This window comes from Kitasatospora terrestris (assembly GCF_039542905.1).
Taxonomy (GTDB): domain Bacteria; phylum Actinomycetota; class Actinomycetes; order Streptomycetales; family Streptomycetaceae; genus Kitasatospora; species Kitasatospora terrestris.
The window spans coordinates 380,131-401,501 of the sequence record NZ_BAABIS010000001.1; the positions used below are offsets into that span (position 1 = coordinate 380,131).

The 21,371-nt window shown below is 74.3% G+C and carries 24 protein-coding genes and 1 tRNA gene; 20 read left to right on the forward strand and 5 right to left on the reverse strand.

Features of this window, described 5'->3' with window-relative positions:
* Positions 1-4 precede the first annotated feature (4 nt).
* Positions 5-184: an OsmC family protein gene (locus ABEB06_RS01835; RefSeq protein WP_345694982.1), complete on the forward strand. Its 180-nt coding sequence runs from the start codon at positions 5-7 to the stop codon at positions 182-184.
* A 61-nt stretch (positions 185-245) separates the two neighbouring features.
* On the opposite strand, the gene ABEB06_RS01840 is transcribed toward ABEB06_RS01835, so the two are convergent.
* The gene (locus ABEB06_RS01840; protein WP_345694983.1) at positions 246-1,343 is read right to left on the reverse strand and encodes a serine hydrolase domain-containing protein; all 1,098 of its coding nucleotides are present in this window, start codon (positions 1,341-1,343) and stop codon (positions 246-248) included.
* 252 nt (positions 1,344-1,595) lie between these two features.
* Here ABEB06_RS01840 and ABEB06_RS01845 point away from each other — a divergent pair.
* Positions 1,596-1,669 (forward strand) — tRNA-Met (locus tag ABEB06_RS01845).
* A gap of 77 nt (positions 1,670-1,746) precedes the next feature.
* Positions 1,747-2,181 carry a DUF5959 family protein gene (locus tag ABEB06_RS01850; protein WP_345694984.1) on the forward strand — a complete coding sequence of 145 codons (435 nt, stop codon included), beginning with the start codon at positions 1,747-1,749 and terminating at the stop codon, positions 2,179-2,181.
* Positions 2,182-2,243: 62 nt separating this feature from the next.
* On the opposite strand, the gene ABEB06_RS01855 is transcribed toward ABEB06_RS01850, so the two are convergent.
* Positions 2,244-2,372 (reverse strand): hypothetical protein, encoded by a 129-nt coding sequence (locus ABEB06_RS01855; RefSeq protein WP_345694985.1) that lies wholly within the window; start codon positions 2,370-2,372, stop codon positions 2,244-2,246.
* Here ABEB06_RS01855 and ABEB06_RS39225 point away from each other — a divergent pair.
* Complete coding sequence (locus ABEB06_RS39225; RefSeq protein WP_425559756.1) at positions 2,317-2,433, forward strand: hypothetical protein; 117 nt, start codon at positions 2,317-2,319, stop codon at positions 2,431-2,433. The two genes, ABEB06_RS01855 and ABEB06_RS39225, sit on opposite strands and share 56 nt — an antisense overlap.
* Positions 2,434-2,449: 16 nt before the next feature.
* Here the strand turns inward: ABEB06_RS39225 and ABEB06_RS01860 are convergent, their stop codons facing one another.
* Positions 2,450-4,126: a SpoIIE family protein phosphatase gene (locus ABEB06_RS01860; RefSeq protein WP_345694986.1), complete on the reverse strand. Its 1,677-nt coding sequence runs from the start codon at positions 4,124-4,126 to the stop codon at positions 2,450-2,452.
* A 44-nt stretch (positions 4,127-4,170) separates the two neighbouring features.
* The gene (locus ABEB06_RS01865) at positions 4,171-4,752 is read right to left on the reverse strand and encodes a hypothetical protein (protein WP_345694987.1); all 582 of its coding nucleotides are present in this window, start codon (positions 4,750-4,752) and stop codon (positions 4,171-4,173) included.
* Positions 4,753-4,835: 83 nt separating this feature from the next.
* On the opposite strand from ABEB06_RS01865, the gene ABEB06_RS01870 reads away from it, so the two are divergent.
* From ABEB06_RS01870 to ABEB06_RS01880, 3 genes are all read left to right on the forward strand, one after another.
* Positions 4,836-5,180 (forward strand): helix-turn-helix domain-containing protein, encoded by a 345-nt coding sequence (locus ABEB06_RS01870; RefSeq protein WP_345694988.1) that lies wholly within the window; start codon positions 4,836-4,838, stop codon positions 5,178-5,180.
* Positions 5,181-5,192: 12 nt separating this feature from the next.
* Positions 5,193-6,449 carry an MFS transporter gene (locus ABEB06_RS01875; protein ID WP_345694989.1) on the forward strand — a complete coding sequence of 419 codons (1,257 nt, stop codon included), beginning with the start codon at positions 5,193-5,195 and terminating at the stop codon, positions 6,447-6,449.
* Between the two features lie 132 nt (positions 6,450-6,581).
* Positions 6,582-7,298 (forward strand): histone deacetylase, encoded by a 717-nt coding sequence (locus ABEB06_RS01880; RefSeq protein ID WP_425559564.1) that lies wholly within the window; start codon positions 6,582-6,584, stop codon positions 7,296-7,298.
* A 61-nt stretch (positions 7,299-7,359) separates the two neighbouring features.
* On the opposite strand, the gene ABEB06_RS01885 is transcribed toward ABEB06_RS01880, so the two are convergent.
* Positions 7,360-8,115, reverse strand: coding sequence for a nucleotidyltransferase domain-containing protein (locus ABEB06_RS01885; RefSeq protein ID WP_345694990.1), 756 nt, complete (start codon positions 8,113-8,115; stop codon positions 7,360-7,362).
* Between the two features lie 184 nt (positions 8,116-8,299).
* Here ABEB06_RS01885 and ABEB06_RS01890 point away from each other — a divergent pair, with 184 nt between their 5' ends.
* The 13 genes from ABEB06_RS01890 (at position 8,300) to ABEB06_RS01950 (ending at position 21,356) form a co-directional block, all read left to right on the forward strand.
* Complete coding sequence (locus ABEB06_RS01890; protein WP_345694991.1) at positions 8,300-8,692, forward strand: hypothetical protein; 393 nt, start codon at positions 8,300-8,302, stop codon at positions 8,690-8,692.
* 160 nt (positions 8,693-8,852) lie between these two features.
* A complete protein-coding gene (locus ABEB06_RS01895) occupies positions 8,853-9,818 on the forward strand; it encodes a coiled-coil domain-containing protein (protein ID WP_345694992.1) in 966 nt (321 codons plus the stop codon).
* A 211-nt stretch (positions 9,819-10,029) separates the two neighbouring features.
* Positions 10,030-11,016, forward strand: coding sequence for an AraC family transcriptional regulator (locus ABEB06_RS01900; protein WP_345694993.1), 987 nt, complete (start codon positions 10,030-10,032; stop codon positions 11,014-11,016).
* Between the two features lie 267 nt (positions 11,017-11,283).
* Positions 11,284-11,982 carry a DUF1062 domain-containing protein gene (locus ABEB06_RS01905; RefSeq protein WP_345694994.1) on the forward strand — a complete coding sequence of 233 codons (699 nt, stop codon included), beginning with the start codon at positions 11,284-11,286 and terminating at the stop codon, positions 11,980-11,982.
* Positions 11,983-12,092: 110 nt separating this feature from the next.
* Positions 12,093-13,025 carry an acyl-CoA thioester hydrolase/BAAT C-terminal domain-containing protein gene (locus ABEB06_RS01910; RefSeq protein WP_345694995.1) on the forward strand — a complete coding sequence of 311 codons (933 nt, stop codon included), beginning with the start codon at positions 12,093-12,095 and terminating at the stop codon, positions 13,023-13,025.
* A gap of 150 nt (positions 13,026-13,175) precedes the next feature.
* A complete protein-coding gene (locus ABEB06_RS01915) occupies positions 13,176-13,328 on the forward strand; it encodes a hypothetical protein (protein ID WP_345694996.1) in 153 nt (50 codons plus the stop codon).
* Positions 13,329-13,490: 162 nt separating this feature from the next.
* The gene (locus ABEB06_RS01920; protein ID WP_345694997.1) at positions 13,491-14,087 is read left to right on the forward strand and encodes an O-methyltransferase; all 597 of its coding nucleotides are present in this window, start codon (positions 13,491-13,493) and stop codon (positions 14,085-14,087) included.
* Between the two features lie 118 nt (positions 14,088-14,205).
* Positions 14,206-15,438, forward strand: coding sequence for a serine hydrolase domain-containing protein (locus ABEB06_RS01925; RefSeq protein ID WP_345694998.1), 1,233 nt, complete (start codon positions 14,206-14,208; stop codon positions 15,436-15,438).
* 98 nt (positions 15,439-15,536) lie between these two features.
* Complete coding sequence (locus tag ABEB06_RS01930) at positions 15,537-16,178, forward strand: VanZ family protein (RefSeq protein ID WP_345701715.1); 642 nt, start codon at positions 15,537-15,539, stop codon at positions 16,176-16,178.
* A 150-nt stretch (positions 16,179-16,328) separates the two neighbouring features.
* Entirely contained in the window at positions 16,329-17,084 is a 756-nt protein-coding gene (locus ABEB06_RS01935) for a dienelactone hydrolase family protein (RefSeq protein WP_345694999.1), read from the forward strand.
* Between the two features lie 97 nt (positions 17,085-17,181).
* Positions 17,182-17,874: a response regulator transcription factor gene (locus ABEB06_RS01940; RefSeq protein WP_345695000.1), complete on the forward strand. Its 693-nt coding sequence runs from the start codon at positions 17,182-17,184 to the stop codon at positions 17,872-17,874.
* Positions 17,867-18,976, forward strand: coding sequence for a sensor histidine kinase (locus ABEB06_RS01945; RefSeq protein WP_345695001.1), 1,110 nt, complete (start codon positions 17,867-17,869; stop codon positions 18,974-18,976). The genes ABEB06_RS01940 and ABEB06_RS01945 overlap by 8 nt, the downstream gene beginning before the upstream one ends.
* Before the next feature lie 133 nt (positions 18,977-19,109).
* Positions 19,110-21,356: an MMPL family transporter gene (locus ABEB06_RS01950; protein ID WP_345695002.1), complete on the forward strand. Its 2,247-nt coding sequence runs from the start codon at positions 19,110-19,112 to the stop codon at positions 21,354-21,356.
* Positions 21,357-21,371: the final 15 nt, after the last annotated feature.

Sequence of the window (21,371 nt, forward strand, 5' to 3'; positions counted from 1 at the left end):
GGTCTTGCTCCTGCCGGACGGTGCCGGCTTCCGGCTGGGCGTCGACCTACGGATCGACCCGCCCTCGGTCACGACCGAGCAGGCGGTCGAACTGGCCCGCACCGCCCACCGGATCTGCCCGTACTCCAACGCCACGCGTGACAACGTCGAGGTGGCACTGGTGGTCAACAGCACCCGGCTGTGACGGGCGAGGGCCCCGCTCCACGTGCTGCGTGGAGCGGGGCCCTCGCCCGTCGCCGTCGCCGTCAGGCCGCGGCCCGATCGCCGCCGAAGACGGCCCTGATCAGCCGGTCCAGCGCCAGGGGGAAGACCTCCGCCGGGTTCTTGTCCGAGTCCCCGGTGGTCAGCCCGGCCGTCAGGGTCCTGCTCCCGTCGGGCGCTGCGATCATCAGGGCGCCGTAGCCGCCCGGTGCGCCGCCGTTGTGGTGGACGATCGTGGCGTTGCCCGCCTCCGGGCCGAGGTCCTGGACGAACAGGCCGAGGCCGTAGCCGAGCACGCCGCGCGGTGTGAGCATCTCGGCCAGCAGGGGGGCCGGCAGGAGCCTGCCGCCCAGCAGGGCGGCGATGAAGGCGTGCAGGTCACGGGTGCTGGAAATGAGGTCTCCGGCACCGAACAGGAGCGAGGAGTTCTGTCGGGTGACGTCCTCGACCTTCCAGTCGTCACCGTCCTGGTAGCGGTAGTAGCCGTGGGCGTGCGGCTCGGGGAGCTCGGGCGAGCCGCCCGGCACGAGGGTGTCCCGCAGCCCGAGCGGTTCGAGGATCCGCGTCCGCATCACCTCGGCGTACGAGTCTCCGGTGACCTTCTCGATCAGCAGGGCGGCCAGCGTGTAGTTGGTGTTGGAGTAGCTCTGGTCGGTGCCCGGCTCGAACCGGGCCGGCCCGGCGAGGGCGTACCGTACGAGCTCCTCCGGCCGGTAGGTGCGGAAGCGGTTCTCCACCCACGGCTTGCCCGCGGCGGGCAGCCCCGGCACGAAGGTGCCGTCGGGGGCGAGGTCGCCGGTGTAGCTGGGCAGGCCGCTGGTGTGCTGCAGCAGCATCCGCACCGTGATCCGTGCATCCAGCCCGAGCTCGGGCAGGTGTTCGGCCACCGGGGTCTCCAGGCCCGTGGCACCGTCCGCCACCAGCTGGAGCACCAGGGTGGCGACGAAGGTCTTGGTGCTGCTGCCGACCCAGAACCGCCCGTCCGTCGGCGGTTCGCCGCTCTCGCCGAGCCGGCGCACCCCGGCGCTGCCGACCCATTCGCCGCGTTCGTCGTGCACCCGCATCTGCACGCCGGCGAAGCCGGCGTCGACGAACTCCTGGACGGCCTTCTGCAGGGCGGGGCGCTCGTGGAACTCGGTCATGACTGTCTCCGTGTCTCGCGTCTTCCGTAGTTTCTGACATTGGAAAAGCTACGTTGCTTTCGAAACTGATGCAACATCACCGTTGCAGAGACAGGCAATATCCGCAGTTCAAAGCCATCAAATAGTTGCAATGGGCCTATATCTAACGCAACGACAGTCGGCGACCGTTGCAATTCATTGAAGCCGAACGCTACGCCGCCGGTTATCCGTTTCCGTTCCTCGCCCGGGATGCCGTAAGGTCGTGTTCACCGACGCGGGGTGGAGCAGCTCGGTAGCTCGCTGGGCTCATAACCCAGAGGTCGCAGGTTCAAATCCTGTCCCCGCTACTGCAAGGCTCGGGGCCGGAACGCACTGGCGTTCCGGCCCCGAGCCTTTTCCGGCGGCGAGTCGAGGAGGGGGCCCGGTGGGGGATCTCGATGTGGTCAGGTTCGGGGACCGGACGAAGAGCGTCACGGTGGTCCTGGACAACCCCGCTGGCGGCGGACGCCACCGGGGCTGGCACGACGCCGAGATCGTGGTCCGGAGCGGGTTCGTCGACGCGAGCCTGCCGGTGCACCTCACCGACGCCGACCTCGCGGCCCTCGCCCGCTACCTCGACGCCCGGGCCGCCGCCGAGGAGGAGAACGCCCGGCCGGACGGCTCGTCCTTCGACTGGCCCGAGGCGGGCCGCACCGCCTATCTCCGCCTGATCGCCGACGACGCGTACGTGGTGGAGGTCCGCGACCCGGTCCAGAGCGGCGTGACGGTGGTCGTGCCGCTGCTGCCGCGCGACGGGTGGGCCGCGCGTGCCGCCACCCGGCTCGACCGGCTGCGCGCGAAGATCGCCGAGGGCTCCTGAGCGCACCGGCCGGGTGAGGCTCGCCGCGGCCGCCCGGGCCCGGCGACAGGTCGGCGCCGCAGCTACGGCGGCGAGCTCTCCCAGCGCGAGCAGCAGGTCGGCGCGCCGCTCGCGGACGGCGCCTCCACCCAGGACATCGCCCGCGCGCTCTCGCTGTCCCTGCGGACCGCCGAGCACCACGTCGCCGACACGCCCAGGAAGCTCGGCGTGACCCGCGACCGTGTCCGCGGCGCCCACCGTCCTCCCGCCTGAGCGGCGGGCCGCCCGCTCAGGGGACGCGCAGGGCGAGGAGCGCGACGTCGTCGTCGTTGTCCGCCGGGCGGACCCGGTCCAGGAGCAAGTCGCAGAAGGCGTCCAGCGGCCGTTGGGCGAGCGCCGCGGCGTGGCGGCGCAGCCGGGCCAGACCGGGGTCGACGCCCTCGGTGGGCGACTCGACCAGGCCGTCGGTGTAGAACAGCAGGGTCGAGCCGGCGGGCAGGTCCATCGTGACGTGGCGGCGGGTGAAGGGCATCCCGGTGCCGAGCAGCAGGACCCGGCCGTCCTCCAGGTAGGCGGCCTGCCCGTCCCGGGTCACCAGCAGGGGCGGGGGATGGCCCGCGTTGGCCCAGCGCAGGGCCCAGCCGCCGTCGTCCCCGCGGTGCAGCCGGGCGAGGACGAGGGTGGCCATGGTGACGTCCGACAGGTGGGTCATCGCCTGGTCCAGGCGGTCCACGATGGCGCCGGGCGGCTCCTGGTGCGACCAGGCGAGGGCGCGGAGCATGTTGCGGACCTGTGCCATGCCGGCGGCCGCGTCCAGGTCGTGGCCGACGACGTCGCCGACCACCAGGGCGGTGCTTCCGTCGGGCAGGTCGAAGGCGTCGTACCAGTCGCCGCCGACCTGGGACGCGTCCGGGGCGGGCAGGTACCGGGCCGCCATCCGCACGCCCGGGACGTCGGGCAGGCGGGGCAGCAGGTGCCGCTGCATGGTCTCCGCGACGTAGCGCTGCCGCTGGTAGAGGCGCGAGTTGGACAGGGCCAGCCCCGCACGCCGGGCAATGTCCTCCAGCAGGGACAGGTCCTCGGTGTCGAACTCGGCGTCGGCGGCCGCCCGGCCGATGGTCAGCGCGCCCAGCACCTCACGGGGGCCGCGCATCGGCGCGATCGCGGCCGAACCCATCCCGGTCTCGGCGAACAGCTCGCGCTGCACCACGGCGATCCCCGAGTCGGGCTCCGCCCGGTAGACCTCGGGGCCGACCAGCGAGGCCGCACTGCCGCGCAGGGCCCGCGACAGCGGCATGCCGGAGCGCGGGGAGACCGGCGGCAGCGGGCCCTCCAGGTCTTCGCGCCGCACCAGCCGCCCCGCCTCGTGGTGCACCACGGCGGTCCGCCACACCTCACCCTGCTCGTCCGCCAGGTCGACCACCGCCCAGTCGGCCAACCGCGGGACCATCAGTTCGACCAGCCGTGCGACGCACTCCCGCTCGTGCAGCGTGGAGGTCAGCCGGGAGGTGGTCTCGGCCAGCAGCGCCAGCCGCTCCAGTTGCGAGAGCGAACCGCCGCGGCGGCCGGTCTCCCGGGGCCGGGCCTCGTGGAAGAGCACCGTCATGCCCGCCCCCGCACCGTCCCAGCGGCAGGGGGCGGCCGTCCACTCGACCGGGAGCAGCGACCCGTCGGCGCACGCGAACCAGGCCCGGGACTCCCCCTGGACCGGTCGGCGGGAGAGCAAGGCGTGCAGGAAGGGGCACTGCGCCGCCGGCGCCGTCCCGCCGTCCTCCGTCCGGTGCAGCAGCTCGTGCTGGTCCCGACCGAGGACGTCCTCCTCCGCGTACCCCAGCAGCTCCAGACCGCGGACGTCGACGGCGACGATCCGGCCACCGTCGTCCACGACGTACCCGCCGAGGTCGGTCCGGTCGGGCCAGAGGCCCGCCCCCGCCGCGACACTGCTGAGTGCACCAGTTCCGGTCATCAGGACATTCTCCTCCATCTCCGGCCGAGGTGTCACGGACATGCTCAGGGGGTGACGCTCAGCCCCTGAGCGACGAGGACGACGGTCCGCTGCGCGTCGACCCGGACGGTGAAGACGTTGCCGCGCCAGCCGTACGCGCCCGAAGCGGCCTTGCCGGCGCGGTGCGCGTCGAACAGCGCGGCCAGGTCCTCGGTGGTGGCGGCGGGCCCCTGCTTCCCGTCCGGGGACTGGAGCAGAACCTTGGCGGTGGGCGCGACGGAGTAGGTCTCGGTCACCGCGCCGGACTGCTGCTCCACGGTCGGCGCGGCGGCCGCGCCGTGGCAGGTGACCTTGGGGGCACTGGCGTTGAGCACCAGCGTGCCGCCCTCGCGCTGGACGCTCTCGACGAACACCCACCGCGCCCCGGTCGCCGGTCCGCACGGCTCCTTGCCCCCGGCGGACGGCGAGGCGGAGGCTGCGGCGGAGGGCGAACCGGAGGCTCCGGCAGAGGGTGCCGCGGGCCCGGGGCCGGAAGCGGGCGGCGCCGCCGCCGCGGGGTGCCCGTCGCCGCCCGAGCCGCAGGCGGTCAGCAGGACGGCGGCTGCGGCGAGGGCGCAGGTGCGAGCGAGACGTGCGGATGCGGACATGGTGATGGCACTCCCCCGGGACGGTGAACGTACCCGCCCCCGGCGACGGCCCGTGTCGGCCACCGTGCCGCCGTGAACGGATCATGACACCGTATCAGTTCATGATCGGCGACCGGCGGTCCCTCGCCGGAGCGCCGGCCACCGCCACGCACGCCACCGGCGCCGGGAATCGCGACATCGCGGCCGCCCTCTCCCTCTCGCCGCGGACCGTCGAGCACCACGTCGCCAACACCCTCAGGAAGCTCGGCACCACCCGCGCGCGCCTGCGCGGCCCCGGGCACCCGCAGCGGCGGGGCACCTCGCAGGCGACGGGCGGTGCGCTGGACCTCGGCCGGAACACCCGGGGCACGGAACCCCGGCCGGAAAACCCGGTGCGCGGCGCCCGGCGCCCGGATAGCGTCGGGGCTTTGCCGAATTGCGGACGGTAGGGGCGGATTCTGATGGCGGGCAGGGACGGCCGCGGCCTCGGGCGCGGTTTCACCACGCTGTGGTCGGCGGCGGCGGTGTCGGCACTCGGGGACGGGATCGTCGCGGCGGCTGCTCCGCTGCTGGTGACCTCGCTGACCAGGGACCCGGTCCTGGTCGGGCTGTCGGTGTTCGTGCAGCAGCTGCCGTGGCTGCTGCTGGCGCCGGTCAGCGGCGTGCTGGTCGACCGGGTGGACCGGCGGCGCCTGGCGCTGGTGATGAACGCGGCGCGGGCCGCGCTGACCGCGGTGCTGGCGGGTGCGGTGTTCGCCGGCGTGGTGTCGCTCCCGCTGGTCTACGGGATCGGCCTGCTGCTGGGCTGCTGTGCGGCGCTCGGCGACAACGCGTCCGGGGCGATGCTGCCGGCGGTGGTCGCCGACGCCGATCTGCCGCGCGCCAACTCCCGGATGTTCGGCGCGTACTCGGTGCTCAACAAGCTCTGCGGACCGCCGCTGGGCGCGGCGCTGTTCGGGGTGGCCGCGGGTCTGCCGCTAGCCGTGGACGCGGTGAGCTTCGTCGGGGCCGCCGCGCTGCTGTCGGCGCTGCGGCTGGTGTCCGACACCCCCGGGCGGCCGGCGGAACGCGCGCCGGTGCGGCGGCAGTTCACGGAGGGCGTCCGCTGGCTGTGGGGGCAGCCCGCGGTGCGGGCGCTGACGCTGGCCCTGTGCCTGATGAACGTGACGCTGATCGCCGGGTTCTCGGTGCTGGTGCTCTACGCCCGCGAGCACCTGGGCCTGTCCGAGTTCGGCTACGGCGTCCTGCTCACCGCCTCGGCACTCGGCGGCCTGGTCGGAGCGGCGGTCGCGCCGCGCCTGCAGGCCCGGTTCCCGTCCTCGGTGCTGCTGCGCACCGGGCTGGTGCTGGAGACGCTCACCCACGTCGGCCTGGCGCTGGCCGGGTCGCCGTGGGTGGCGGGCGCGGTGCTGGGCATGTTCGGTGTGCACGGCGCGGTGTGGATGGGTGTGGACCGGACGCTGGTGCAGCGTGCGGTGCCGGACGAGCTGCGCGGACGGGTGACCAGCGTCTTCATGGCGCTGGCGGTGGGCGGCTCGGCGCTGGGCGCGGTGATCGGCGGTCCGCTGGCCCGGGCGTTCGGCCTCACCGGCCCGTTCTGGTTCTCCGCGGTGGTGATGGCCGGACTGACCGTCTTCGCCTGGCGCCCGTTCGGCCGGGCCATCGACGATCCGGCGCCGCTCCCCTCCCCCGGGCCCGCCGCGGTCGCCACGAACTGACCGCGTCGAGGCCCGTGACCACGTCGCTCCCCCCTCCACGCAGCCGAAGGAACCACGGCTGTCCCCCGAGCGCGTGACACCGCCCGGGCGGCCGCCCGGTGGGGACGGCATCGACGGATAGCGTCGACCGGCATGGACGCCCCCGACCGCGACCCCGACCCCGACCCCGACCGCGACCGCGACCGCGACCGCGACGAGGGCATGGTCTGGTACGCGGCGTACGGCTCCAACATGGACGCGCGCCGGCTCGCCGCCTACATCGCCGGCGGGCGTCCCCCCGGTGGCAGTCGCAGCTACCCCGGCTGCCGCGACCGCCGACTGCCCGACCGGGCCGTACCGCTGCTGCTCCCCGGGCTGTTGTACTTCGCGCTGGAGTCGCGCGTCTGGACCGGCGGCCTCGGCTTCTACGACCCCGCCCAGCCCGGTGAGATGCCCGCCCGGGCCTACCTCGTCACGCCCCAGCAGCTCGCTGACATCGCCGCCCAGGAGATGCACCGGGCACCCGGCGCCGACCTCCCGCTGAACCCGGCCCTCACCCGCGGAACCGACCGGCTCGGCCCGGGACGGTACGAGACGCTGGTCTGCCCCGGCATGCTCGACGGCCTGCCCGTGTACACCCTCACCGCGCCGTGGGGCCTCGCCGACGCCGACCTCAACCCGCCGTCCGCCGGGTACCTCGCGAACTTTGCCGCCGGTCTCGCCGACGCCCACGGTTGGCGGCTCGACCGCTCCGCCGTGTACCTCGCCACCCGTCCCGGGGCGGCCGGTCACTGGACGGCCGGGAGCGTCATGGAGGCTCTCCGCGCCGCGGCGGAGGACAGCACCTCGGCGCTCGACGAGCCGCCCTGACCACCCGCCACCGCAAGGGGCCGCCGGCACCTCGCACGCCGACGGACCGGGCCTCCCGGCGTCAGGTCCGGCGGCCCGCCAGCAGGCCGTCGATGGCCGGGCCGAGGTAGCCGCGCGTCAGCTCCGCCCGGCGCTCGGCCCACTGCGGGGACGCCGGAGCAGGACTGCCGTACCGCCGCTGCCGGACGTCCTCCACCACCTGTGCCGGGGCGCCGAGCTCCACCAGGACCTCCAACGCCTCGCCCTTGGTGATCAGCCGTCCGCTCTCCAGCGTCTTCGCCGCCCTCGCCAGGGTGAGCAGGCCGAGATCCACCCAGATGTCCCGGCGCCACCGTTCGGGGTGGTCGAGCGCGGGCCGCCAGTACTCCCGCAGGTCGTCCGCGACGAACCCGGCGAGCTCGCGCCCGGTCACCGGCGGCACCAGGCCGGCCGGCGGCGGTCCGTGCAGCACCGCCCCGAAGCGGTGCAGCTCCGCGCGGGTCACCGGGGTGACCGGACGGCGCATCAGCTCCTGGTGGGCCCAGGTGAGGTGCCGCGCGGAGACGTCGTCCCAGTCACCCGCGGCGACGTAGCTGCAGTGCAGCGCCGAGGCCTGCGGGAGCTCCGCCGCCAGCGACTCGTGGAGCCGGACCAGCCGCGCCTCCTGCTCCGGGGAGGGCCGCCGCGCCACGACGGCGATCAGGTCGAGGTCACTGCGGCCCGGCCGGTAGTCGCCCCCGGCCAGCGAGCCGTGCGCCCAGACCGCGACGACCGACGGCATCGGCCGCAGCAGACCCACGAACCGGTCCAGGAGCTGACGGGTCGCATCGTCTGCCATGCGGGCATGCTCCCACACCGCCACCCCGACGAAGCCATGTTGAACGCGTTCAAAATATCTGCCACCATGATCGGCGAGGCACCGGCCGCAGGCTCGGGCCTCCCCGCCGACGCCACAGCCGTCGGACGGATCGGAGTACCGCGCCGGGCCCAACGCCGCCCGGGCGGACGTCGGAGGGGACGACATGATCCTGGCGATTCCGCTACTGCTCATCGGACTGGCCCTCACCGCCGCGGCACCGTTCGCCGCCGCCTGGGCCACCAACGAGCTGGCCCGCCGCCTCCGCCTGCCGGCGCGCATCGCCCTCGCCGCGCTCGCGGTCGCCGCCTCGCTGTGGTGGCTGCTCGCCGACGACCCCGCCCTCTACCTGCTCGGCGCCCTCTCCTCGTGGGCCGCCGTCGCGGTCGCCACCACCGCCGCGACCGTGCGGGTCGTCCGGCGCCGGGCCATGGACCCGGGCCGGCTGCAGCGACGGATCGACGCCTGGCACGCCACCCACGCCGCCATGCAGCCCGCCCACCCCGCCATGCCGCCCGGCTGGTACGGCGGCCCGACCCAGTGGCCCCACCAGCCCTGACCCCTGCGATCTGCGACCTCCCCGTGCGCCCTGCCCTCGCCCTGCCCCCCTGCCCCCCCTGCCCCTGCCCCCTGCGCCGAGCGGCGCAGCCCCGCGTGCAGCACGCCGCCGGAGGTGAGCGAATCGCCGTAGCGGCGACGGCGGGCAGTGGAGGCGAACGGTGCACGACTTCGAGACGGTCGCCGACGAGCTGTACGCGCTGCCACCGGGCGGGTTCACCGCCGCGCGCGACGCCGCGGCCGCCGAGGCGCGGAGGGCCGGGGACCGGGAGCTCGCCGGCCGGCTCAAGGCCCTGCGCCGGCCGACCCTCGCGGCGTTCGCGGTCAACCTGCTGGTCCGCCGCCACCGGGAGGAGGTCGGGCCGCTGCTGGAGCTGGGCCGCGCCCTGCGGGAGGCCCAGGAGCAGCTCGCCGGCCCCACCCTGCGCGACCTGTCCGCGCAGCGCCACCGGCTGGTCGCCGCGCTGACCGGCCAGGCCCGTCTGGCGGCCGCCGACGCGGGCGAGCGGCTGGGCGAGGCCCACCTGCGGGAGGTCGAGCAGACGCTCCGGGCCGCCCTCGCGGACGAACGGGCGGCGGAGGCGGTGGCGGCGGGCCGCCTCACCGGCGCACTGGACGAGTCGGCCCCCCTTCCTCCGGCGCCGACGGACCGCCCCGCTCGCGGGCGTTCCGCCGGTGGCGGGCGTTCCGCCGGTGGCGGTCCGACGACGCGGCGGGAGGAGGCACCCGCGACGTCCCGGCAGTCGGGCACTCCGGCAGCGGCTCCCGACGAGGCGGCCCGCCGGGAGGCCCTCGCGCGAGTCGCCGAGACCCGGGCGGCGCTGGCCGCCGCCGAACAGGCGCAGCTCGCCGCCGACCGGGCCGCCACCCTGCTGGAGGAGCAGGTCGAGCAGTTGGCCGCCGAGGCCACCGCGGCGGCCGGACTCGCCGAACGGGCACGGGAGGCCCTGGCCCAGGCCGAACAGCGGCTGTCGCGCGCCCGCCGGGCCGAGCAGGCCGGCCTCGGCGAGCACCGGACCGCCCTGCGTCACGCCTCCGAGGCGGCACGCACCACCGAACGGGCCCGGCAGGAGCTCGACCGGGCGCGGACCCGCCTGGAGCGGCTGTCACCGGAACGGCCCTCCTGAACGCCCACCGCCGGCGCTCCACCGAGCGTCGTCGGGCGCACCCGCTGCCGGGCCGACCTGCACCCTCCGGTCGCCTTCCCTCCCCCACCTTCGCGATCTTGGTTGCCTGGCGGCACGACACACCCCCAGAGTGGGTTCCGTCGCCGCACCGGCGGCGGTGCCGGGCCTGCGGGGCCCGGTTCGGGTCGGGGAGAGCGCTTGGGGGGTCAGGGTGCCGGATCAGGTCGAGCACGCGGCGGGTCCGGTCTCGCTGTACGAAGGCGGTGACATCGAGGAGTTGCGCCAGGTCGTCAGCGGACGCCTGTCGCCGCACCGGATCACCGTCCTCGGCGCGCAGGTGCTCCCCGGCCGGTTCCGGGCCTTCCACGAGGGCCGACTGGGCCTGTACGAGCTGGCGTACGGCGCCCCCGTGCGCCTGGAGACGGGCGAGCTGCTCGACTTCTACAACGTCATCCTGCCGCGCGCGGGCGGCGGGGACGTGGTCGTGAACGGCACCGCGATGCCGTCCCCGCTCTCCGTCGCCGGACCGGGGGACGAGGTCACGATGGACTGGGACGTCCGGGCCGTCAACTCGGCGCTCGCCATGTCCCGCCAGACCGTCGAGCAGGCCCTCGCCGTACGGCTGGGGGACCTCCCGCAGCATCCGCTGCGCTTCCGCCACCACGCGCTCGACGCGGCGGACCCCGCCGCCCGCTCCTGGCTGGAGCTCGCGGATTCCTTCCGGCAATTCGTCGTCTCCCCGCTCGCCCGCAGCTCAGCCCTCGGGGTCCAGCACTTCGAGCGGCTGCTGGTCGACGCCCTGCTCGACGCCCAACCGCACTCCTACACCGACGCCCTGGCGGACCGCGGCCGCGCCGCCCTCCTGCCGAGCGCCCTGCGCAGGGCCACCGCCTACTGCGCGGAGCACGCCCACGAGCCCGTCTCGGTCTCCGACATCGCGCAGGCCGCCCGGGTCAGCCCGCGCACCCTGCGCGAGGGGTTCCGCACCCACCTGGACACCACCCCGCTCGCCTACCTCCGCCGCGTCCGGCTCGACCGCGCCCACCACGACCTCACCGCCGTCGCCGCCGGACACGCCACCGGCACCGTCACCGACATCGCCTGCCGCTGGGGCTTCACCCACCTCGGCCGCTTCAGCGCCGACTACCGCCAGGCCTACGGCCACCCGCCCTCCGCCACCCTCCGCGGCCACCGGTGAGCACGTCGCCCGTTCGACGCCGACCGGTGCCGGCCGAGGACCCGGGGAAATTCGCTTGCCGCGGGCGGCCGCGTCGATCATGATCGCCCGCATGGACTTTTGATCACTGCCACGTAGTACGTACCTGTCGCGCGATCGACCTCGGGGCCTGACGAGCCGGCTCCGGGGCGATGGGTCGCGCCCTTCTCGTGAGCATCCGTCAGATAGCGGAGCCGCCGAGTGAGTTCGGCATGCGCTCCTGCTGAGTCCTGAAAGCACCCACAACACATGAATACCGACCGCAAGGCCCTGTGGGCCGTGCGTCAGTCCGCCCTGCCCGCTGTCGTCCGGTCCTGCCCGGACTGCCCGAGCACGCGGCACCGCGCCTCGGGGAAGATCCGCGTCAACGCCAACGGCAAGCTGCTCGACGTCTGGCTGCTGCTGAGCTGTGCGGCGTGCGACCGGACCTCGAAGGTGCCCGTCCACGAGCGCGTCCACGTCTCGGCGCTGGAGCCGGCCCGGCTGGTGGCGTACGAGATCAACGACCCGTCAGCAGTACGGGAGTTGGTGATGAGCGCGTCGCTCGCGGCGAAGAACCGGTACCGGCTCGACTGGACCGGCACCTGGGAGTTGGAGACCCGCATGCCGCTGTACGCGCTCGACGACCCGAGCCCGCTCTCGGTGCGGGTGGGGTTCGAGCTGCCCGTGCCGGTCCGGGTGGAGCGGCTGCTGCAGCTGGGTCTCGGCCTGAGCCGGGCCGAGGTGCGGCGTCTGGTCGCGGACGGGCGGATCCGTCTGCCGTTCGCGCCGGACGCCAAGGCGCACCGGGACTTCGAACTCACCATCCACGGACCGGGTTCCGTCGATGCGGCCAAGCACGCGAAGGCCCTCGACGGGTCGGCCGCCGAACGCTCCGACCTGGCCCGGATCGGCCTGCCGCCCGCGCCCGGCCGGGAGCTCCCGCGCCGGGCGACGGCGCGCGGTTAGTCATGGAGGGCAGGGCCTGCTCCCCGGTGCCACCGGGAAGCAGGCCCTGCCCCGGCACTGCCCGGCACACCGCCTACGGTGGTCGGGACGGAACGCAGCGAGGGGGATGGATGACGGTCGTGGAGCACGAGTTGACGTCGCCGTGGGAGGCGGTGCTGATGGAGCCCGCCGCGGGCGGCAGCACGGGTGTCGTGGTGCTGTCGGGGTCCAGCGGCCGGGTGGACCGGCAGCGCGCCCGGCTGTTCGCCGAGCGGGGGTTCCGCGCCCTGGCGGTGCGGTGGTTCGGCGGCGCCGGGCAGCCGCCGGGGATCTGCGAGGTGCCGCTGGAGACGTTCGTCGCCGCCGTGGACCTGCTGCGCTCCCGCGGGGCGCGCCGGATCGCCCTGTTGGGCCTGTCCAAGGGTGCCGAGGCGGCGCTGCTGACCGCGGTGCACGACCCCCGGGTCGACCTGGTGGTCGCGCTCGCGCCGACGTCCGTGGTGTGGTCCAACGTCGGACCGGGCCTGGACGGGCAGCAGCTCCCGCTCCGCTCCTCGTGGACGTGGCGCGGGCAGCCGCTGCCGTTCGTCCCGATGGACCGGTCCTGGCAACCCGAGGGTCGCGGAAAGGACGGCGGACAGGACGGCGGGGAGGACGGCGGGGAGGGCAACGGCCCGGTGGCGATCCGGGGTTGGTACGAGCAGAGCGAGCGGACCTTCGCCTCGCGGCTGGACGCCGCCGCCATCCCGGTGGAGCGGGCGCGCGCCGATCTCCTGCTGGTGGCCGGCGGCGGCGACGCGATGTGGCCCTCCCTCCCGTACGCGCACCGGCTGGCCGCGCGGCGGGAGGCGGCCGGCGCCCCGGTCGAGGTGGTCACCCGGGAGGACGCCGGGCACCGGCCGGTCCTCCCCGGCGAGAGTCCCGCCACGCCTTCGCCGACCTTCGACCACGGCGGTACGCCGGAGGGCGACGCGCTGCTCGGCGAGGCCGCCTGGGCGGCCGTCCTCGACCGCCTCCAGCGTCTCGACCGTCTCGACGCCATCGCGCCGCCACCCCACCGTTGATCCATCAATCGAAGGTGAAGCACTGGCAACGGCCTGGAAAATGAAAGTGTATCGACGCAACTTGGTGTAGAATCGTTAGCACGAGGGCGGCCTTCGGGTCCGGAGCCACAGTGGCACCGGCAGACCGTCCGACAGCTGGGGGAAACCACCATGACGTACCACCTCGACACCGCCCGGGCCACCATCGACGAACGCCTGCGCGAGGCCTCGGAGTACCGCCTCGCCCGCGCCATCCGTCTGCGGGACCGCGCCGAGGCCACCGCCCGCCGCGCCCGGCAGGTCCTCTCCACCCTGGGCGCATGAGCACCCGCACCACGACGGGCCGTCACCGAGCACAACGGTGACGGCCCGTCCGCCTTTCCGCCACCGGCCGGACCCCCCAAGTCCGTTGGCGTGAAGGGCCGGTAGGCTCGCGCGGGGCGCCGGGCAGCGCTCCGGGACCCGACACACCGAGGGGTTGGCACCGTGTCCGTTCAGGGAACCGACAGCTACCGCAGCGGGATTCCGCTGCCCTACCTGGTCGCCCGCGCCGTCGAGGCCGCCCAGGAGTCCGGCTTCGCGCAGTCGTGTCGCCTCGAACAGGGCCGACTGCTGCACGCGTTGGCGTCCGGGGCACGCGGGAGCATCGGCGAGACCGGCACCGGCTGCGGGGTCGGCCTGGCGTGGCTGGTGTCCGGCCGGCAGCCGGGCGTGCGGGTGGTGAGCGTCGAACGCGAGCTGCGCCTGGTCGAGATCGCCACCGAGCTGTTCCGGGACGTACCGGACGTGGAGATCGTCCACGGCGACTGGACGCGGATCCACGAGCACGGCCCGTTCGACCTGCTGGTGGTCGACGGCGGCGGCAACGGCAAGCAGACCGCCGCGGCCGATCCGGAGGTGCTGCTCACCCCGGGCGGCTCGATCGTCGTCGACGACTTCACCCCGCTCACGAGCTGGCCGCCGACCTTCCAGGGGCGGCCCGACACCGCACGCTCCGCATGGCTGGAGCACCCGGCACTGCTCGCGACCGAAGTACGCCTCGCGCCCGACCTGTCCACCGTGATCGGCACCCGGCGCCCCTGACCCGTCCCCTGCCGGGAAGGCCCGCCCGGTCCACGGACCGGCGGCCTGACGGGTGATCTTTGCGCGGGTTGCCCACGACAGGACCGGGGCCCGGGCGGGACCGGCCGATACTCCGGCTATGCGACCCACCTCCAGGACGTCCCTGCTGCGCCTCGCCGCCGTCACCGCACTGGTCGGCCTCGGCCTTCCGGTCACCGCCACCGGCAGCGCGGCCGACGGCGACGGCGACGGCGCCCGGCACCGACCCTGCGTCAGCTCGCCCACGCCCCGAGGCGGCCGGGCACTCGACATCCTGAAGGTCGCCGAGCAGGCGAAGACCGAGATGGGCCTGAAGTCGGTGATCCTGCGGGTCACCGCGGACGGCCACGAGGTGCTGACCGCGGCGCTCGGCGAATCGATGACCGGGGTCCCGGCGCAGCCGGACATGCACTTCCGCAACGGCAACATCGCGATCAGCTACCTGGGGACGGTGCTGCTCCAGCTGGTCGACGAGGGCGTGGTCGGTCTCGACGACCCGGTGTCGCGCTGGCTCCCGGACCTGCGGGACGGCGACCGGATCACGCTGCGGATGCTCGGCGACTCCACCTCCGGCCTGGTCGACTACGTCACCAGTCCCGGCTTCGGCGAGACCCTCTACGCCGACCCGTTCAAGCACTGGACGCCCGAGGAGCTGGTCGGCGTCTCGCTCGAGCAGGACCCCTGGTACGAGCCGGGCAGGAGCTGGAGCTACTCGCACGCCAACTTCGTGCTGCTGGGCGCCGCCCTGGAGAAGATCACCCACACCCGCCTGAACGAGCTGCTCCAGCAGAAGCTCCTCGGACCGCTCGGGCTGACCGAGACCACCAACAGCTTCACCCCGGACATCCCGACGCCGGTGCTGCACGCCTTCACCTCCGACCGCGGCACCTACGAGGACTCCACCTTCTGGAACCCCTCCTGGACCACCGCCCCCGGCGCCGTGCAGACCACCGACATCTGCGACCTCGCCCGCTCGGCGGCGGCCATCGGCTCCGGCGAACTGCTCTCCCCCGCCTCGTACCAGGAGCTGCTCGACCCGGGGACGGTCGGACTCGGCGGGGCGACCGGCAAGTGCTCCGACAAGGTCTGCATCCCGCAGACCGAGTCCACCCACTACGGCATGGGCGTCCTGGTGATCGGCGGCTGGATCTCCCAGCACCCGCTGTTCTTCGGCTACTCCGCCTCGCAGGACTACCTGCCGTGCGAGCGCCTGTCCATCGCGGTCTCCACCACCGACGGCCCCAGCGCCCCGGGCGGCCACAGCGCCCACACCATCGCCCAGCGCATCGCGGCCACGATCACCCCCGACCACCCCATCCCCGACTTCGGCTGACCGGTGCCCGGGGCTCCGGCCTGTCGTCGGCGTATCGGAAAACGCATACGCCGGTGCAACGGGCCGGCGGCTGCAATGGGGGCGTGAACCTCTACGCAATGCGCAGGACGGTGGTCCCGGGCCTGGTGGCCCTCGGGGTGGCGGGCGGGCTGTTCGTACTGCGGCGGCCGCTGATGATGTCGGCTCCCCGCTGCCTGGCCGGGCGGTGGCACGGCTGCTTCGACACGTTCAACGGCGTGGTGCTGATGACGCTGGTCGCGGTGCCGTTGGCGCTGCTGGTGGCGGGGGCGCTGGCGTACCGTCGGCGGGCCGCCGGGGTGGGGCGCGGGGCGGCGTGGCGGCTGTCGCTGGCCGAGGTGGGCATGGTGTACGGGACGGTCCCCTTCCTGGGGCTGACGCTGATGCCGGGCGGGGGTGCCGGCGTGGTGCCGGAGCGGGTCAGCCTGGTGCCGCTGCGGGACCTGGTCACCATGGGAACGCTGGGGATCGTCGGCAACCTGCTGGTCTTCGCGGCGCTGGGGTTCTTCGCCCCGATGCGGTTCGCGGCGCTGGCGTCGGTGCCGAGGGTGCTGGCGCTGGGAGCGGGCTGCTCGGTCCTGGTGGAGACCGCGCAGTACGTCCTGCGCCTGGACCGGGTGTCCTCGGTGGACGACGTCCTGGTGAACGCGGTCGGCGCGGTGCTGGCCGGGCTGGCGTCGCGCCGCTGGTGGCGCACGAATCCGTTTGGCGGCCGGCGCTGACCACTGCTACGTTTCCCGAGGCCGTGCGTCAGAACGAGGAGGTGGTACCCGTGAACGCAGTTTCGACATGGGTGCTCCCCTCCGGGGTCACGGTCGGGCGGTAGGTCGTCCCGGGAGCGCCGTTCATCCGCACTCCCGAAAGGCACGACCGTGCACTTCACTTCCGAACAGCGCTTCGACGACGGTGTCCTCGAACGCGAATTCACCCTCGGCGAGATCCCCGGCATCCTCTGGACGCCCGCGTCCCGGCCCGAGCCCGGTGCGGCCCCCGCGCCGACGCCGCTGATCCTGATCGGCCACCCCCCGCTCGGGCTGCGCCGGATGTACCCCCGGCTGGCGGGGCGGGCCCGGTACTACGCGGCGGAGTTCGGCTTCGCCGCCGCCACCGTCGAGCTCCCCGGAAGCGGTGACCGGCCCCGCCGGCCCGAACTCGAGGAGGCCCGCGCCGAGCTGCGCCGGGTGCTGGCGGCGGGTGAGCCGGTCACCGGCGGGATCGTCGACGCGCTGATCCTGCCGCTGGTCGAGCAGGCCGTCCCGGAGTTGCGGGCCGCCCTGGACGCCCTCCTCGCCCTGCCCGGGATCGACGGCCCGGTCGGGTACGAGGGCGGTGTGATCTCCGTCGGCGTCCGGCTGGCGCTGGTCGAGCCCCGGATCCGCGCCGCCGGCCTCTTCGCCGGCAGCTTCGTCCCCGCCGTGATGTTCGAGGAGGCCCGCCGGGTCACCGTTCCGCTGCACGTCCTGCTGCAGTGGGACGACGAGGGCAACGACCGGCAGGCGGCCCTGGACCTGTTCGACGCCTTCGGCAGCACGGAGAAGACGCTGCACGCCAACATGGGCGGGCACACCGGTGTCCCGGCGTTCGAGCTGGAGCCGGGGGCCCGCTTCTTCGCCCGCCACCTGAGGTAGCCGCACCACCGGCCCGGCGCCCGCCACCCACGGCAGGGGCCGGGCCGGTTCCCGTCCGCATACGCGGGCGATACGCCGGACTGCCTAGGCTTCGGCCATGCGTGTACTGATCGTGGAGGACGAGCCCTTCCTCGCCGAGGCCGTCCGGGACGGGCTGCGGCTGGAGGCGATCGCGGCCGACATCGCCGGGGACGGCGACACGGCGCTGGAGCTGCTGGCCGTCAACTCCTACGATCTGGCGGTGCTCGACCGCGACATCCCCGGTCCGTCCGGCGACGAGGTGGCCCGGCGGATCGTCGCGTCCGGCAGCGGGCTCCCGATCCTGATGCTGACCGCCGCCGACCGGATCGACGACAAGGCGTCGGGGTTCGGGCTCGGCGCCGACGACTACCTGACCAAGCCGTTCGACCTGCGGGAGCTGGTGCTGAGGCTGCGGGCGCTCGACCGCCGGCGGGCGCACGTCCGGCCGCCGGTCCGGGAGATCGCGGGCCTCCGGCTGGACCCGTTCCGCCGCGAGGTCTTCCGGGACGGACGCTACGTGGCGCTCACCCGCAAGCAGTTCGCCGTGCTGGAGGTCCTGGTGGCCGCCGAGGGCGGGCTGGTCAGCGCCGAGCAGCTGCTGGAACGGGCGTGGGACGAGTACGCCGACCCGCTCACCAACGCCGTCCGCATCACCGTCTCCGCGCTGCGCAAGCGGCTCGGCGAACCGTCGATCATCGCGACCGTGCCCGGTGTCGGCTACCGGATCGAACCCGCGCCGGCCCACGCCCCCGGTGGCGCGCATGCGTAGCCACGGCGGTCACGGCGGCCGCGGTGCTCGCGGTGGTCTCAGCGCCCGGCTGAAGCTCGCGCTCAGCTACGCCGGGTTCCTCGCCGTGGCGGGCGGCCTGCTGCTGGCGGTGGTGTGGGCGTTCATCTTCCGGTACGTGCCCGACAACTCCCAGGGTCTGCTCGGGATCTCGCCCAACCGCTACCTCCTGGTCCACATGTTCGCGCCCGCCGCGGCCGCGGCGATGGCCTTCCTGCTGGTGTTCGGTCTGCTGGGCGGCTGGCTCCTGGCGGGCCGGATGCTCGCGCCGCTCGCCCGGATCACGGACGCCGCCCGGCGCGCCGGGAGCGGGTCGCTGTCCCACCGGGTCGGGATGACGGGCCGGCGGGACGAGTTCCGCGAGCTCTCCGACGCGTTCGACTCGATGCTGGAGCAGCTGGAGTCCCACGTCGCCGAGCACCGGCGGTTCGCCGCGAACGCCTCGCACGAGCTGCGCACCCCGCTGGCGATCTCGCGGACCCTCCTCGACGTCGCCCGCCGCGACCCCGCCCGGGACCGGGGCGAGGTCATCGAGCGCCTGCACGCCGTCAACGCGCGGGCGATCGAGCTGACCGAGGCCCTCCTGCTCCTCGGCCGCGGCGACCGCGCGGACTTCCCCCGCGAGGACGTCGACCTCTCCCTGCTCGCCGAGGAGGCCGCCGAGACGCTGCTGCCGCTCGCCGAACGGCGCGGGATCGCCCTCGACGTCACCGGCGGGGCGGCCCGGACCCGGGGCTCCGCGGAGCTGCTGCTGCGGCTGGCGACCAACCTGGTCCAGAACGCGGTGGTCCACAACCTGCCGGCCGGCGGCACGGTGACGGTCCACACGGAGGAGGAGGACGGCGGGACGAGCGTCCTGCGGGTCGAGAACACCGGGCGCCCGCTCCCGCCCGAGCTGGTGCCGACCCTCACCGAGCCGTTCCAGCGCGGATCGGCCCGGGTCCGCACCGACGAGCACGCCGGTGCGGGGCTCGGCCTGGCCATCGTGCGGAGCGTCGTCCGGGCGCACGGCGGGGCGCTCGACCTCGCGCCGCGCCCTGCGGGCGGACTCCTCGTCACCGTCCGGCTCCCCCGCACGCCGTAGCCACCGCCGCCCCTGACGGCTGCCCCGATTCGCCCGGAATGGGCCAGTGTTGCGGAACGTTCCGCACCCTTGTCCGCACATAAAGTGACGGTCGACCCATTGCCCGGCGTCGGGCCACCTCCGGGAGCCGCCCATGTCCAAGTCGTCACCGACCACCACCACGGCGTCCCGAGCGGCCGGCCGCCGTCCCGGCCTGCTGTGGCGGATCGGCAACTGGTGCGCCCGGCACTGGGCGGTGGTGATCGCCGCCTGGCTGGTCCTGCTGGTCGGCGTCCAGGTCGCCAACCGGACGGTCGGCGGCGAGTACTCGGACGACTTCTCGCTGCCCGGCACCCAGGCCCAGCAGGGCAGGACCGTCCTGCAGGCGCACGAGCCCGCGGTCGGCGGGACGAGCGCGCAGGTCGTGCTGCACGACGGGCAGCCCCTGGAGCAGTTCCAGAGCCAGGTCGACCAGGCCGTCACCTCGCTCCAGCACCTGCCGCACGTCCTGTCCGCGCAGAGCCCCCTGCCGCCGCCCGGCCAGCCCGCCCCGCCCGGCGGACCGCTCTCCGCGGACGGCCGGACCGGCTACGTCACCGTACGGTTCGACACCAACCCGACCACGCTCGGCGACGCCTACCTCGACCAGGTCGACACCGCCGTCCAGCCGCTGCGCGAAGCCGGCGTCCAGGTCGAGTACGGCGGCCCGCTCGGCGAACTCGCCCGGCCCGCCGCCGACGACCGGACCAGCGAACTCATCGGCTTCGCCGTCGCCGTCGCCGTCCTGCTCGTCGCCTTCGGCAGCGTCATCGCGGCCGGACTCCCCCTGGTCACCGCCCTCATCGCCGCCGTCGTCGGCCTCGGACTGCTCGGCCTGCTCGCCGCCCTCGCCACCTTCGCCACCGTCGCACCGACCCTCGCCACGATGATCGGCCTCGGCGTCGGCATCGACTACGCGCTCTTCCTGCTGACCCGCCATCGACAGAACCTGATGGACGGCGTCGACGTACCCGGAGCCGCCGCCCACGCCGTCGCCACCAGCGGCCGCGCCGTCCTCATCTCCGGCTGCACCGTCTGCATCGCCCTCGGCGGCCTCTCCGTCTCCGGCGTCACCTTCATCTCCCGCCTCGGCATCGCCGCCGCCGTCACCGTCGTCTCCGCCGTCTGCGGCGCCCTCACCCTGATGCCCGCCATGATGGGCCTGATCGGCCGCAACATGGACCGCTGGAAGGTCCGCACCCCGGTCGCCGAGAAGGGAGGGGGCGACGGCGAGGAGGTCACCGGCATGTGGCACCGCTACGCGCTGCGCGTCGAACGGCGCCCCTGGACCTACCTCACCTCCGGCCTGGTCATCGTCGCGATCCTGGCCGTCCCGCTGTTCTCCATCCAGCTCGGCCACATCGGCGACGGCGCCGACCCCACCACCTTCACCGACCGGCGCGCCTTCGACCTGATGTCCGACGCCTTCGGCCCCGGCTCCAACGGCCCGCTCACCGTCGTCGTCGACCAGAGCGACGTCCCCGGGGCCGACCGCGCCGCCCTCGCGAGCAGCGTCCAGCAGTCGCTCACCGGACTGCCCGACACCGCCAGTGTCAGCCCCCTCCAGACCAGCAGCGACGGCCAGGTCCTCTTCAACACCGTCGTCCCCGCCCAGGCCCCCCAGGAGCAGGAGACCACCGACCTGGTCAACCACCTCGGCGACACCGTCCTCCCCCAGGCCACCGCCGGCACCGGCGCCCGGACCTACGTCACCGGCACCACCGCCGCCCAGGTCGACTTCCTCGACATCGTCGCCGGCCGCCTGATCCCGATCATCGCCGTCGTCGTCGGACTCGCCTTCCTGATCATCCTCGCCGTGTTCCGCTCGCCGCTGATCGCGCTCAAGGCCGCGGTCCTCAACCTGATCTCCATCGCCGCCTCGTACGGCGTGCTCGTCGCCGTCTTCCAGTGGGGCTGGGGCGGTCCGGCGCTCGGCGTCGCCGGCAAGGTCCCGATCGAGAGCTACGTGCCGATGATGATGTTCGCCATCGTCTTCGGCCTCAGCATGGACTACGAGATCTTCCTGCTCTCCCGCGTCCACGAGGCCTGGCTCGCCACCGGCGACAGCAAGGGCGCCGTCGCCCACTCCCTGGAGGTCACCGCCCGCGTCATCAGCTCCGCCGCCCTCATCATGGTGAGCGTCTTCGCCGCCTTCATCGTCAGCGACAACATCGTCATCAAGATGATGGGCCTCGGCCTCGCCGTCAGCGTCCTGATCGACGCCACCATCGTCCGCCTCCTGATGGTCCCCGCCGTCATGACCCTCCTCGGCCCCGCCGCCTGGTGGACCCCCCGCTGGCTCGACAGGATCCTCCCCCACATCGACACCGAGGGCGACTCCGTCGCCCCACCGACCGCCTGACCCCCGACGCCCGAC